The organism is Kitasatospora sp. NPDC059973 (genome assembly GCF_042737525.1).
Classification (GTDB): Bacteria; Actinomycetota; Actinomycetes; order Streptomycetales; family Streptomycetaceae; genus Kitasatospora.
In genome coordinates this window covers 1-12,956 of record NZ_JBHWUI010000204.1, presented here as the reverse complement: position 1 = coordinate 12,956, position 12,956 = coordinate 1, and the positions used below count along the sequence as shown (strand labels likewise).

The following is a 12,956-nucleotide window of genomic DNA, read 5'->3' as shown; positions in this document are numbered from 1 at the left end:
CGCCGGGACCAGCTGGTCCCGGCGCCCTCCGGCGTTCGCCGTCCTACAGCGCGACGCCGAGCAGCGCGTCCACCGTGCGGGAGACCAGGCCGGGCGCACCGATGTCGGTGCCGCCGTCGGCCTCCTGGCCGGCCGCCCAGCGGTCCACCGCGGCCAGCGCCGCGGGCGCGTCCAGGTCGCGCGCGAGCGCCTCCCGGACCTCGGCCAGCAGCGCCTCGGCCGGCGGGCCGTCCGGACGGGAGACCGCGGCACGCCAGCGGGCGAGGCGCTCGACGGCCTCGTCCAGGGTGGCCTTGGTCCACTCCCAGTCCTCGCGGTAGTGGTGCGACAGCAGCGCGAGGCGGATCGCCGCCGGGTCGACGCCCTCACGGCGCAGCGCCGAGACGAAGACCAGGTTGCCGCGGGACTTGGACATCTTGTGCCCGTCCAGCCCGACCATGCCCGCGTGCACGTACGCCTGGGCGTACGGGTGGCCGCCGGTGGCGACCTGGGCGTGCGCGGCGCCCATCTCGTGGTGCGGGAAGGAGAGGTCGCTGCCGCCGCCCTGGATGTCGAAGGACATGCCCAGGAACCGCAGGGCGATCGCGACGCACTCGATGTGCCAGCCGGGGCGGCCGTGGCCGAGCTCGGTGTCCCAGGCGGGCTCACCCGGGCGGGCCGCGAGCCAGAGCAGGGCGTCCAGCGGGTGGCGCTTGCCGGGGCGGTCCGGGTCGCCGCCGCGCTCGGCGAAGAGCGGGCGCATGGCCTCCCGGGTCAGGCCGGAGACCTCGCCGAAGTGCGGCTCCGACTCGACCGAGAAGTAGATGTCCTCGTCCACCTTGTAGGCGGCGCCGCTCGCCAGCAGCTTCTGGACCAGCGGGACGATCCACGGGATCGACTCGACGGCGCCGATGTAGTGGGCCGGCGGGAGCAGCCGCAGGGCGGTCATGTCCTCGCGGAAGAGCGCGGTCTCGCGCTCGGCGAGGGCCACCCAGTCCTGGCCGGTCTCGATCGCCCGCGCCAGCAGCGGGTCGTCGACGTCGGTCACGTTCTGGACGTACAGGACGTCGTGGCCGGCGTCCTTCCAGACGCGCTGCACCAGGTCGAACGCGTTGTACGTGGCGGCGTGGCCCATGTGGGTCGCGTCGTAGGGGGTGATGCCGCAGACGTAGATCCGGGCGGTGCCGTCCTGCGGGACGACCTCGCGGATACCGCCCGCGGCGGTGTCGTGAATACGAAGGGGGAGCCCCTGACCAGGCAGGGCGGGAACCTCGGAGGCGGGCCAGGCATGCATGGGAATCACTTTAACCGCGCGAACATTTGAAAGCCTAACCAGTACACAAGATCGACTGGATTCGGTTTCCGACGTTGCCCGAGCGGTTCCGGACTGATAGGGACCGGCTCCCGACGTGGTCCGCCCGGTACGGGGGCGGGTTCCGGGCGCGCGGATGAGCGCCCGGTCGGCCCTGCCGCCGACCGGGCGCCCGGCCCCTGGGGGACGCGGTCGGAGCCGCTACGACCGCTGCCAGAGGGCCGGCACGTTCGGCGGCTCCCAGCCGGTGATGGCGGTGTGCCCCTGGAGGCAACGGTAGGAGGCGCCGGCGTAGGTGACGCGGTCGCCCGCGTTGTAGAGCGTCCCGGCGGTCCAGGAGCCGCCGGGCGGGGAGGTCGGGGGTGCGGTGGTGGGCGTGGTGGGGTTCGGACTGGTCGGCGGCGTGGTGGGGGTCTGCGGCACGTTCAGGACGAAGTCGTAGGTGCCCTCCTTCGCCGAGCCGACCTGGCGGACGTTCATCAGCAGCCGCGCGTCGTAGATGGTGTCGGTGCTGTTGCGCGGCTCGCCGGGGAAGTAGAGCTGGGTGGTGAGCACCGGGCGGCCGGGCGCCTGGAGCTTGACGTGGATGTGCCGGGTGCGGCCCGGGTACAGGCCCGGCACGATGGTGGTGAGGGTGAACGCGCCCTGGGCGTTGGTGAACTGGTGGCCGCGGAAGGCGAAGCCGGTGTTGTCGTAGGCGCCGTTGACGTCGGCCTGCCAGAAGTCGAGCAGGACGTTCGCGATCGGCAGGCAGGCCCGGCCGAAGACGTAGCCGCTCACGGTGAGCCGGGTGCCGGGGGTGCTGTCGGTGATCAGCGACGTCCGCAGCGGGGAGTTCGGCTTGAAGTAGGGGCCCTCGGTCTGCTCGATCGTCGGCTCGTCGCCGTCGTGGCAGGCGGGGGTGAGGCCGGGTGCCTCACCGGTGCCGACCCGGTCGCGGGCCAGTGCGACACCGCCGCCGATCAGCAGCGGGGTGGCACTGAGGACGGCGGCCGCCTTGAGGACGGTCTTGCGGCTGATCCGGCGGTCGATCAGGCCCTCCGGCCCGGTGGGCTCTTGGGACGCTGGCATGCGCCGACTCCTTCGCTGGGGGGGTGTGGGGGGGAGGTGGGGGCGGCCCTTGTCATGATGGGGGCATGACAAGGACCGGGCCGGCGGCCCACCCGTTCCGTACGGGCCGGTCACCGGCGGCCAGCAGCCAACCTACGGGGCGCCCGGGACCGCCGCGATGGACGTGATCCGGGGATCGTGGTGATTTCCTCCGACCCCGGCCCGGAACTCCCCCGGCGTCATCCCGGTCTCCCGTCGGAAGAAGCGGCAGAAGTACGCCGGATCGGCGAACCCGGCCTCCCGGGCGACCTGACGGATCGTCAGCTCGGTGGAGGCCAGCAGCCGTTTCGCCTCCAGCGTCTGCTGCTGGCGGATCAGCCGGCCTGGTGTGCAGCCGGTGGCCTGCTTCACCAGCGTCTGCAGATGGCCGGGCGACAGGCCCAGCTCCTGGGCGCAGGAGGCCACCGAGCGGTGCAGCCCGCCCGGGTCGGCGATCAACCGGGTGAAGGCGGTGGCCAGTTCGCTCCCCCGCCCGGGCACCGCCGGGCCCGGGCCGGGCGCGCAGGCACGCAGCGCCCGGACGATCAGGATGTGCAGGCTGGCCCGCAGCACGCCCAGGTAGCCGGACGGCAGCGCCCGGTACTCCTGCTCCATGTCGGCCAGCAAGGCGGCGATCGGCCCGGCGTGTTCGCCCAGGGACAGGGCCGGCCGGGAGGAGAGGCCGCGGAGCGCGGCGAGGTCGTCGGGGCGGGAGAGCAGGAAGTCCTCGTTGAAGAGCACCACCTGCCCGGTCAGATCGTCGGCGTCGGCCCAGTAGTGCACCTGTCCGGGCACGATCACGCACAACTGCGGCGGCTGCAGCGTCCGGTGGACCAGGTCCAGGACGTGGGCGCCGCGGCCGCCGGTGACGTAGACGATCTCGTAGAAGGAGTGCCGGTGGGGGAAGGCCGCCCGGGAGAGCGGGCCGATGGCGTCGAAGCTGCCGATCGCGAACGGGAGCAGGTGCGGCAGCGGGACCTGTAAGCGATGCAGCGGCAGGTCCAGGTGGGGGGTGGTCCGTCGCTCGTCCATCGGAGCAGTCTGCGGCCGAACCGCCGCACCGGTCCAGACCATTGCTGCAGGGTCGGCAGGTCGGCGACCCGGGCGGGCGCCGGTCCGGCCCCGCGCGGGGCGGTGCGGGTCAGATCGGCGGCCAGGGGATGGACGGCCAGTCCTGCGAGGGCAGCGGGTGGCGGCCGGTGCCGAGCAGCTCGGCCACCCGGGCGCGGGTGGCACCCAGTTCGGCGGCGGTCAGGTGCGGGGCGAGCCGCTCGCCGAGCGCGCCGTCCAGCTGCTCGGCGAGGCCGCCCAGCACCGCCAGCGCGTCCTGCGGCAGCGGCTGACCGGCCCAGCCCCAGAGCAGCGTGCGCAGCTTGCCCTCGGTGTTGAAGGTGACGCCGTGGTCGATGCCGTAGATCCGGCCGTCGGCGGCGGCGATCAGATGACCGCCCTTGCGGTCGGCGTTGTTGAGCACCGCGTCCAGCACGGCGAGCCGGCGCAGCCGCTCGTCGTCCGGGTGGACCAGCAGCGCGGTGCGCCCGTCACCGACGTCGGCGCGCACGATCGGCAGCCAGCCGTCCTCCGGTCCGCGCGGGTCCTGGAGGGCGAGCAGCGGGTCCGCCTCCGGGTCGGGCTCCACCCAGAGCTGCACCATGCCGGGCCCGTGCGGACCGTCGCGCAGCACGGTGGGCGGGATCGGCGCCCAGCCGGTGGCGGCGGCGAGCTCGTACGCGGCGACCTCGCGGCCGGCCAGCGTGCCGTCCGGGAAGTCCCAGAGCGGGCGCTCGCCGGCCACCGGCTTGTAGACGGCCTGGGCGGTCAGCCCCTGCGGGCCGCCCAGCGTGACGCTGCAGTAGAGCGCGGCGTTGGAGGCGTCGGTCAGCCGGCCGTGGACGGTCAGCCCGCCCTCGCGCAGCAGGCGCAGCGCGGTCGGCACGTCGGCGGCCAGGGCGGCGCCGGCCGCCGGGTCCGCCTGCGGTGGGGTCTCGGTGTTCAGCGCCGGTACCCGTTCGCGCGCGGGCACAGGTGGCCCTCCGGGTCGAGCGGCAGGTTGCAGAACGGGCAGGGCTTGCGACCGGCCGAGACGAGGTCCAGCGCACGCTTGGCGAACACCCGGGCCATCGCGCCGGAGAGCCGCACCCGCAGCATGTCCGGGCCGTTCTCGTCGTCCTCGAAGACCGCCTCGGCGGCGTCCTCGCCCTCGTCCTCCTCGATCACCGCCTGTGCCTCGACCACCAGGCAGCTGTCGATGCTGTCCCAGGCCAGGGCCATCGTGCCGACCCGGAACTCCTGCTCCAGCGGCAGGTCCAGCGGGGCGGTGTCGAGCAGGTCCACCGGGGCGGCGGCGGGGATCGCGGAGTCACCGCCGCTGCGCCGCAGGGCCTCGTCGAGGACCTCATCGATCCGCTCGGCGAGCGCGGCGACCTGGGTCTTCTCCAGCAGCACGCTGGTGATCCGCCCCCGGGCGCTGGCCTGCAGGTAGAACGCCCGGGCGCCGGGCTGGCCGACGGTGCCGGCGACGAACCGTTCGGGCTGGTCGTAGAAGAAGACCTGACGGGGCACGCTCTCGCTCCGGATCGTTTCGATCGTCGTATGTCGGGTGTTGCGTGGGTGTCGCGTAGTCGTACGTCTGACGGGTGTGTGTCGTCTGCCTGTGGTGCGGGGCGCTCGGACAGCCGGACCGTCCGGGCGCCACCGCCCGCCCGGACACCGGTGGGCCGGTCCCGGCAGGCTCGCTAGTCACCCTACGACCTCCGGGCCCGGCCCGGGGAGCCGAGCCGGTGACCCGGGGCGGGTCCGCCGGGGTCCGCGCCGGTCGGGGCCGGTCCGCGGCGACGGCGGCCGGCGCGGGTGCCGGCGCCGGGGCGGGTCGGTCAGGCGGTGCCGCCGACCACCGCGTCCCCGGCCGGCGTCGCGTCGCCGCCCCGGTCGCCGTGGCCGCCGGCGCCCGGCTTCGGCGCGAGCGAGGAGAGGTCGCCGGTGTCGCCCATTCTCAGCACGAAGGGGCGCTGCGGGGTGTAGCGGATCGCGGTGACCGAGCAGGGCTCGACGGAGATCCGCTGGAAGTGGTCGAGGTGCAGGCCGAGCGCGTCGGCCACCACCGCCTTGATCACGTCACCGTGCGAGCACGCGACCCAGACCGCGTCCTCGCCGTGCTCGGCGGCGACCTTGGCGTTCCACTCGCGGACCGCGTCGACCGTGCGGTGGCTCAGCTCGCGCAGCGACTCGCCCCCGGGGAAGGCGGCGGCGGCCGCGTGGTCCTGGACGGTGCGCCAGAGCGGCTCCTTGGCCAGCTCGGACAGCGGGCGGCCGGTCCACTCGCCGTAGTGGCACTCGCCGAGGCGCTCGTCCTCGGCCGCCGGCCCGAGTTCGGGGCGGACCGCGAGCAGCGGCTCCACGGTCTGCCGGCAGCGCTCCAGCGGGCTGCTGACGACCTGCGCCACCGGGATCGCGGCGAGCCGGCCGGCCAGCGCGGCGGCCTGCTCGCGCCCGGTGTCGTCGAGATCCACGCCGGGTGTCCAACCGGCCAGGATTCCGGCGGTGTTCGCGGTGGACCGGCCGTGACGGACGAGCAGCAGCGTGGGCATGGAGCCCAGCGTACGGCCTCCCGGCCGGGTCGCGGGCGAGGGGTGGGGGTCGCGGCGGCGGGTGGCGGGTGAGCGGCGGACCGGTGGCGCGGCGGAGGGGGCCGGGTCGTGTGGAGCGCCCGTGCAGAGCGAGGCGTTGTGCCGCCACCGCTCCCGCCGAGGGGCCACAATGGCCCGATGATCGTCCACTGTGCCATCTACCGCGACGGCCGCCGGATCGAGGCGCCCGAGGACCACACCGGCGCCCTCGCCGCCGCGCGGGCGGCCGGCAAGGGCAGTTTCGTCTGGATAGGCCTCTTCGAACCCACCGTCGAGGAACTCGACCGGGTCAGCGAGGAGTTCTCGCTGCACCCGCTGGCCGTCGAGGACGCCGTCAGCGCCCGTCAGCGCCCGAAGGTGGAGGCCTACCAGGGCTCGCTGTTCGTCTCGCTCAAGACGCTGGGCTACCACCCGGGCGGGCACGCGGTGACCAGCGGCGAGGTGATGATGTTCGTCGGCGAGGACTTCGTGATGACGGTCCGGCACGGCGCCGACAGCCCGCTCGGCGAGCTCCGGGCGGAGCTGGAGGCCCAGCCGGAGGTGCTGAGGTACGGGCCGAGCGCCGTCCTGCACTCGGTCTGCGACACCGTGGTGGACGGGTACGTCGACGTCGCCGTCGGGCTCCAGGCCGACCTCGACGAGCTGGAGGCCGACGTGTTCGCCCCCAACCGGGTCGGCCGTGACACCGCCGGCCGGATCTACGGCTACAAGCGCCAGCTGGTGACCGTCCGCCGGGCCACCGGCCCGCTGCTGGACCCGATGCTGCGGCTGGAGCGCGGCGGCGTGCCGTTCGTCCGCCCCGAGGCACTGCCGTACCTGCGGGACGTCGCCGACCACCTCGCCAAGGCCAACGACCAGGTCGAGGGCATGGACCGGCTGCTCTCCGACATCCTCAGCGCCAACCTCGCGCAGGTCAGCGTGCAGCAGAACAACGACATGCGGAAGATCTCGGCGTGGGCCGCGCTGGCCGCCGTGCCGACCATGATCGCGGGCGTGTACGGGATGAACTTCGACCACATGCCCGAACTCCACCAGGTCTGGGGGTACCCGGCGGCGGTGGCGCTGATGGTGCTGGTCTGCCTGGTGCTGCACCGGGTGTTCAAGCGGCACGACTGGCTGTAGGCCCGGTCCGTCCGTACGCGGGGCGCGGGGGACACGGAGCGGCCGGCCCGTGCCCCCCGCGCCGCCGGATCAGGCCAGTCCGGCGCGCTCCATCGCCTCGACGCCGGTGCGCAGCGCCCGAACCCGCTCCTCCAGGCTGAAGCCGGCCGGCGCCAGGGTCAGCGTGGTGACGCCCGCGTCGGCGTACGCCTGCATCCGGTCCGCGATCCGGGCGGTGTCGCCGACCAGCGAGGTGGCGTCGATCAGGTCGTGCGGCACGGCCGCCGCGGCACCCTCGTAGTCCCTGGCCAGGTACTTCTCCTGGATCTCGTCGGCCGCCTGCTCGTAGCCCATCCGCCGGGCGAGCTGGTTGTAGAAGTTCTTCTCCTTGCTGCCCATGCCGCCGATGTAGAGCGCGGCGTAGGAACGCTGGGCGTCGACCCCGGCCTCGATGTCCTCGCCCACCGCGATGGTGACGGTCGGGCAGAGGTCGAAGCCCTCGTCCAGGGTCTTCCCGGCCTTGGCCCGGCCGGCCCGCAGCGGGTCGAGGGAGAGCGCGGCCTGCTCGGGCGCGAAGAAGATGCCGAGCCAGCCGTCGGCGATCTCGCCGGTCTGCTCCAGGTTCTTCGGCCCGATCGCGGCGATGTACAGCGGGATGTGCTCGCGCACCGGGTGCACGGTGAGCTTGATCGGCTTGCCGGGCCCGCCGGGCAGCGGCAGCGTCCAGTTCGCTCCTTCGTGGACCAGCCGCTCGCGGGACATCGCCTTTCGGATGATCTCCACGTACTCGCGGGTGCGGGCCAGCGGCTTGTCGAACCTCACGCCGTACCAGCCCTCGGAGACCTGCGGGCCGGAGACCCCGAGCCCGAGCCGGAACCGCCCGCCCGAGAGGGTGTCCAGGGTGGCCGCGGTCATCGCGGTCATCGCCGGCGTGCGGGCCGGGATCTGGAAGATGGCCGAGCCGACGTCGATCCGCTCCGTCTTGGCGGCGACGAACGACAGCACGGTGGCCGCGTCCGAGCCGTAGGCCTCGGCGGCCCAGCAGACCGAGTAGCCGAGCCGGTCCGCCTCCTGGGCGACGGCGATGTTGTCGGCGTCCATGCCGAGGCCCCAGTAGCCGAGGTTGATACCGAGTCGCATCTGCCATGCCTTCCAGTCGGGTTGTCCGTGAGGGTAACCGCACGTCCGGCGGAAATGCTACTGGCCGGTAGCTGTGGGCTGGGCCACATTCCGACCCGCCACCCGGGTGCTGATCGTTCTGCGGGTCTGCGCATCTGCCCGGGCACCGGCCGCTACGCTCAGCCGACGTGGGGACGCCTCTCCCCACCTGCGCGTTTGCCGGGCCCGCGCGGACGGGGGCGAGCGGCCCGGGCGCGGGCGGCACCGGCGGCGCCGGGGGCGCGAGCGGTTCCGGCGGGTTCAGCAGGACGAGTGGTTTCAGCGGTATCAGCGGTATCAGCGGTGTTGTCGGCCAGTGGAGGGCCCGTCCGATGGAAAAGCGTCACCTCGGCCGTACCGGGCTGCAGGTCTCCCGGCTCGGCCTCGGAACCATGACCTGGGGCCGCGACACCGACGAGCACGAGGCCGCCGAGCAGCTCAAGGAGTTCGTCGACGCGGGCGGCAACCTGGTCGACACCGCCGACGTCTACGGCGACGGCGGCGCCGAGTACCTGCTCTCCCGGCTGACCGACAACCTGATCCCCCGCTCCGACCTGGTCATCGCCACCAAGGCGGGCAGCGTCCCCGACTCCGCCCGCCGCTTCGACGGCTCGCGCGGCCACCTGCTCGCCGCCCTCGACGCCTCGCTGCGCCGGCTGGGCACCGACTACGTCGACCTCTGGCAGGTGCACGCCTTCGACCCGGCGACCCCGGTCGAGGAGACGCTCAGCGCCCTGGACATCGCCGTCACCTCCGGGCGCGCCCGGTACGTCGGCGTCTGCGACTACAGCGGCTGGCAGCTCGCCCGCGCCGCCACCTGGCAGCGCGCCCACCACGGCCGGGTGCCGCTGGCCGGTGCGCAGCTGGAGTACTCGCTGCTCCAGCGCGGCCTCGAACGGGAGGCGCTGCCCGCCGCCCGGGAGTCGGGCGTCGGGCTGCTCGCCTCCTCGCCGCTCGGCCGCGGCGTGCTCACCGGCAAGTACCGGCACGGCGTCCCGCAGGACTCGCGCGGCGCCTCGCCGTACCTGTCCGGCTTCGTCCAGCCCTACCTCGGAGAGCGCTCGCGGCGGATCGTGGACGCCGTCGCCACCGCCGCCGACGGGCTGGCCAGCAGCCCGCTCGCGGTGGCGCTCGCCTGGGTGCGGGACCGGCCGGGGGTGGCGAGCGCGCTGGTCGGGGCACGCACGGTGGCACAGCTGCAGTCGGCACTGTCAGTGGAGGCGCTTACGCTTCCGGGTGAGATCCGTGGTGCGCTCGACGACATCTCGTCGCCGGTCCACCGCTATCCGGACCAGGGGTGGACCGAGCTCTAGGGCTCGCGCCGCCGCCGGACAGGGCGGATCTCGACGACCGACGACCGACACACTGAGGGTCGACGGCCGACGACGGACGTGATGCCCCGACCCGACGCGGGCCGGCTCGACCCCGGCACGGTCGGGCCCGACCCCGCGCGCCGCCCGTGGCGGCCGCGAGCGGCGGCCGCTCCGGGCGCGGAGCGGCCGGCGCCCCAGCAGTGGAGTGATCTTTTGGAGCGAACGATGAGTGACACGGAGAACGGCGCTCCGCAGGAGTCCCCGGCGGCCCCGGGGACGGACGGCGCCGACAAGGCGGCCGCCGTCGCGGCGCTGGCGGAGGCGATCCGGGTGGTCGGGCAGCAGTCGGCCCGCCCGGGCGCGCCGGCCTCCGGGAACACCCCGCGCGTCCCGGGCACCGCCGGCGGTTCGGACGCCCCGGCCGGTGCCGCGGCGGGTGAGGCCGCCCCCGCCGCGGCACCGGCCGCCGCCCGCCCCTCCCGGTACCAGGCCGAGACCGACGAGCAGCGCGCGGAGGCCCTGCGGGCCACCGCCGAGGTGCTGGCCGCCGGCGGGGCGCCCACCGACCTCGCGCCCGCCGCCGTCGCCGCCTTCGGTGACGGCGCCGCCGAGGAGCTGCGCGCCGACCCGTGGGCCGTGCTGACCCTGCCCGGCGTCCGCCCCGAGCACGCCGACGGCTTCGCCCGCGGGCTGCTCGGCCCCGCCGCCGGCCCGGGCGACCCCCGCCGGGCCCAGGCGCTGGTGCCCTGGCTGCTGGAGCAGGCCGCCCTGCGCGGCCACTCCGCCGTGGAGATCGGCGAGGTGACGGCCGGGCTGGACCGCCTCGGCCTGCCGGACGCCGCCGCCGCGCTGCAGTCGGCCGTGGTCGACGGCCGGGCGATGCCCTTCCAGGAGGAGCTGACCGGCGCCGAGGCGCACTCCGCCGGCGGCGACGAGGACGACGAGCCGCCGACCCGCACCGTGCTCGCGCTGGAGCGGCTGGCCCTGGCGGAGGAGAGCCTGGCCGACGGCCTGGTCCGGCTGATGTCGACCTTCGTCCCCGGCGTGGACGAGTCTGGCGAGGTGAACGAACCGGACGAGGCGGCCGAACCGGACGAGGCGGACGGCGGCGAGGGCGGGAGCGGCGAGGAGGCCGAGCCCGCTCCGGCGGCGGACGCGCCGGCCGACGAGGACGCCACCGAGGACGCCTCCGAAGACCCGGCCGGGGACCCCTCCGCCGAGGGCGCCGACGAGAGCCCGGCCGGCGGGGGCCCGGCCGGCGGCGCCGACGCTCCCGGTACGCCCGCCGCCCCCGGCCCGGCCGCCTGGGAGGCGGCCGCCGCCGCGGCGCCGTCCTCCTCGGCGACCGCCCTGATCCGGGCCGCCGCGGAGAGCGCCCTGGTCACCCACACCGGTGGCGAGTCCGCCCGCGCCGAGCCGGTCGCGCTGGTCCGCGCCGCCGCCGGCCTCGGTCTGCGCGCCTGGGCCGCCACCTGGACCGAGCAGGGCCGGGACGCCCTCACCGGGCCGGCCGACGAGCCGCTGCCCGCCGCCACCCTGGCCGAGCTGCTGTCCGGCACGGCCGGCCCCGGCCGGTCCTCGGACGGCACGCTCGCCCTCGACGTCCTCGTCGTGCTGGACGCCCCGCTGCTGGACGTCGAGCTGGCCGCGACCCTGCTGGAGTCGCTCGCCGACGGCACCCGGCTGGTCCTGAGCGGCGACCCGGGCCAGCTCTGGTCGGCCGGGCCGGGCCGGTTCTTCGCCGACCTGCTGACCGCCAAGGTCTGCCCCTCCGTGGCCTCCCGCACCCCGGACTTCGGTCCGATCGGCGAACTGGTCTCCGGCATCGGCATCGGCGAGCTGCAGCCGGTCGAGGCGCCGGACAAGGAGGTGGTCATCCTGACCGCCAAGGACGGCGGCGAGGCCGTCCACCGCGCCATCCAGCTGCTCACCGACTCCATCCCGCGCGCGCTCGGCATCCCCGCCGAGCAGGTGGTGCTGCTGACCCCCGGCCACGGCGGCGCGGCCGGCACCCGGGCGCTGAACGCCGCCGCCAAGGCCGCCCTCAACCCCGGCCCGGGCCGCTTCGGCGGCTTCGACCCGGGCGACCGCGTGGTGGACTCCCCCGCCCCCGGCGTCGTCCGCCCCGCCCGGGTGCTCGACGGCGACGCCACCGGCCTGCACCTGGAGTTCCCGGACGGCTCGCGCCGCAGCGTCCCGCCGGCCGAAGCCGGCCGGCTGCGGCACGGCTGGGCGCTGACCGTCCACCAGGCGGTCGGCCGCCGCTGGCCGGGCGCGGTCGTCGTCCTCCCCGAGGACGCGGGCGCGGCCCTCACCCGCCAGTGGGTCTACACCGCGTTCGGCCGCGGCGAGCGCCACCTCTCCGTGGTCCACGCGGCCGGCCCGGCCCTGCCCCAGGCCGTCGCCGAACGCCCGGCCGCGCCGCGCACCACCCGGCTGCGGGCGATCCTCGCGGAGAACGCCGCCCAGGCGTACTGAGGGGTGTTCGCCGAGTCGCGCGCGGACCCGGCGGGGCTTGGCAACGCCCCCTAGCGCGCGGGCGCCGAGGGGGGACCGGGCCGGTCCCCCTCGGTGCCGGGGCCGGTCCGCTGTCGGAGGGTGGGTCTAGCGTGCTCCGGGGCCACCACCGTGGCCGGGTACGAGCAAGGGGAGAGCATGACCACACTCGAAGGCCGTCCGCGGACCGCGCTGCTCGTCGTCGACGTGCAGAACGGCGTCGTCGAGGAAGCGCACGAGCGCGACGCCGTCGTCGCCAACATCGGCCGCCTGGTCACGAAGGCCCGCCACGAGAAGGTCCCCGTCGTCTGGGTCCAGCACTCCGACCCGGACCTGGAGCCGGGGAGCGACGGCTGGCGGATCGTCCCCGAGCTGACGCCGGGCGACACCGAGCCGCTGGTCGGGAAGACCTACGGCGACTCCTTCGAGGACACCGAGCTGGAGAGCGTCCTGGCGGACCTCGGCGTCGGCCGGCTCGTCGTCGCCGGCGCGCAGACCGACCAGTGCATCCGCTCGACCCTGCACGGCGCCCTCGTCCGGGGCTACGACGCGGTCCTGGTCGCGGATGCCCACACCACCGAGGACCAGACCGCCTGGGGTGCGCCGCCGCCGGCCCAGGTCATCGCCCACACCAACCTGTATTGGACGTACCAGACGGCACCCGGCCGGACGGGCGGCACGGTGGGCACCGAGGACGTCGATTTCGGCGCCACGTCCTGACGGCCGCGCCACGCGGCCGGGAGGGCCCCCGGGGTGCCGACCCCGGGGGCCGACGGGAATGTCCGAAACCATGCGCTCGCCGAAGCGTTCGAGCAGCCGGCCGGGAGCTGCGGGGCCCGGGCCGTCCTCCCCGCCCCGGCGTCCCGCTCCGCCGCCCGGGGC

Annotated in this window: 11 protein-coding genes; 4 read left to right on the top strand and 7 right to left on the bottom strand. The window is 75.3% G+C overall.

Translation table 11 applies throughout. From position 1 onward, the window contains the following. Positions 1-43: 43 nt before the first annotated feature. From mshC to ACFWA9_RS34570, 6 genes are all read right to left on the bottom strand, one after another. Positions 44-1,273, bottom strand: a complete 1,230-nt coding sequence (mshC, locus tag ACFWA9_RS34595; protein WP_352297209.1) for a cysteine--1-D-myo-inosityl 2-amino-2-deoxy-alpha-D-glucopyranoside ligase — start codon at positions 1,271-1,273, stop codon at positions 44-46. Positions 1,274-1,492: 219 nt separating this feature from the next. After that, complete coding sequence (locus ACFWA9_RS34590; protein ID WP_329486949.1) at positions 1,493-2,362, bottom strand: carbohydrate-binding protein; 870 nt, start codon at positions 2,360-2,362, stop codon at positions 1,493-1,495. 132 nt (positions 2,363-2,494) lie between these two features. Beyond that, positions 2,495-3,412 (bottom strand): helix-turn-helix domain-containing protein, encoded by a 918-nt coding sequence (locus tag ACFWA9_RS34585; RefSeq protein ID WP_352297214.1) that lies wholly within the window; start codon positions 3,410-3,412, stop codon positions 2,495-2,497. A gap of 109 nt (positions 3,413-3,521) precedes the next feature. Then, complete coding sequence (locus tag ACFWA9_RS34580) at positions 3,522-4,403, bottom strand: SCO1664 family protein (protein WP_380392703.1); 882 nt, start codon at positions 4,401-4,403, stop codon at positions 3,522-3,524. Beyond that, positions 4,373-4,942: a DUF3090 domain-containing protein gene (locus ACFWA9_RS34575; RefSeq protein WP_352297217.1), complete on the bottom strand. Its 570-nt coding sequence runs from the start codon at positions 4,940-4,942 to the stop codon at positions 4,373-4,375. The genes ACFWA9_RS34580 and ACFWA9_RS34575 overlap by 31 nt, the downstream gene beginning before the upstream one ends. 311 nt (positions 4,943-5,253) lie before the next feature. After that, entirely contained in the window at positions 5,254-5,967 is a 714-nt protein-coding gene (locus ACFWA9_RS34570) for a histidine phosphatase family protein (RefSeq protein WP_352297219.1), read from the bottom strand. 177 nt (positions 5,968-6,144) lie between these two features. On the opposite strand from ACFWA9_RS34570, the gene ACFWA9_RS34565 reads away from it, so the two are divergent. Further along, positions 6,145-7,128, top strand: a complete 984-nt coding sequence (locus ACFWA9_RS34565) for a magnesium and cobalt transport protein CorA (RefSeq protein ID WP_352297222.1) — start codon at positions 6,145-6,147, stop codon at positions 7,126-7,128. 69 nt (positions 7,129-7,197) lie between these two features. Here the strand turns inward: ACFWA9_RS34565 and ACFWA9_RS34560 are convergent, their stop codons facing one another. Continuing rightward, the gene (locus tag ACFWA9_RS34560; RefSeq protein WP_380392700.1) at positions 7,198-8,247 is read right to left on the bottom strand and encodes an LLM class F420-dependent oxidoreductase; all 1,050 of its coding nucleotides are present in this window, start codon (positions 8,245-8,247) and stop codon (positions 7,198-7,200) included. 350 nt (positions 8,248-8,597) lie between these two features. On the opposite strand from ACFWA9_RS34560, the gene ACFWA9_RS34555 reads away from it, so the two are divergent. From ACFWA9_RS34555 to ACFWA9_RS34545, 3 genes are all read left to right on the top strand, one after another. After that, the gene (locus ACFWA9_RS34555; RefSeq protein WP_352297226.1) at positions 8,598-9,578 is read left to right on the top strand and encodes an aldo/keto reductase; all 981 of its coding nucleotides are present in this window, start codon (positions 8,598-8,600) and stop codon (positions 9,576-9,578) included. A 225-nt stretch (positions 9,579-9,803) separates the two neighbouring features. Further along, complete coding sequence (locus tag ACFWA9_RS34550) at positions 9,804-12,056, top strand: helix-hairpin-helix domain-containing protein (protein ID WP_380392697.1); 2,253 nt, start codon at positions 9,804-9,806, stop codon at positions 12,054-12,056. Between the two features lie 177 nt (positions 12,057-12,233). After that, positions 12,234-12,794 carry a cysteine hydrolase family protein gene (locus tag ACFWA9_RS34545; RefSeq protein ID WP_380392694.1) on the top strand — a complete coding sequence of 187 codons (561 nt, stop codon included), beginning with the start codon at positions 12,234-12,236 and terminating at the stop codon, positions 12,792-12,794. Positions 12,795-12,956 lie beyond the last annotated feature (162 nt).

What these genes read in the sequence shown, in the direction of transcription:
- ACFWA9_RS34545 (WP_380392694.1), top strand. Translation starts at nt 12,234, where the DNA reads ATGACCACACTCGAAGGCCGTCCGCGGACCGCGCTGCTCGTCGTCGAC.
- ACFWA9_RS34565 (WP_352297222.1), top strand. Translation starts at nt 6,145, where the DNA reads ATGATCGTCCACTGTGCCATCTACCGCGACGGCCGCCGGATCGAGGCG.
- mshC (WP_352297209.1), bottom strand. Translation starts at nt 1,273, where the DNA reads ATGCATGCCTGGCCCGCCTCCGAGGTTCCCGCCCTGCCTGGTCAGGGG.
- ACFWA9_RS34555 (WP_352297226.1), top strand. Translation starts at nt 8,598, where the DNA reads ATGGAAAAGCGTCACCTCGGCCGTACCGGGCTGCAGGTCTCCCGGCTC.
- ACFWA9_RS34550 (WP_380392697.1), top strand. Translation starts at nt 9,804, where the DNA reads ATGAGTGACACGGAGAACGGCGCTCCGCAGGAGTCCCCGGCGGCCCCG.
- ACFWA9_RS34570 (WP_352297219.1), bottom strand. Translation starts at nt 5,967, where the DNA reads ATGCCCACGCTGCTGCTCGTCCGTCACGGCCGGTCCACCGCGAACACC.
- ACFWA9_RS34585 (WP_352297214.1), bottom strand. Translation starts at nt 3,412, where the DNA reads ATGGACGAGCGACGGACCACCCCCCACCTGGACCTGCCGCTGCATCGC.
- ACFWA9_RS34560 (WP_380392700.1), bottom strand. Translation starts at nt 8,247, where the DNA reads ATGCGACTCGGTATCAACCTCGGCTACTGGGGCCTCGGCATGGACGCC.
- ACFWA9_RS34590 (WP_329486949.1), bottom strand. Translation starts at nt 2,362, where the DNA reads ATGCCAGCGTCCCAAGAGCCCACCGGGCCGGAGGGCCTGATCGACCGC.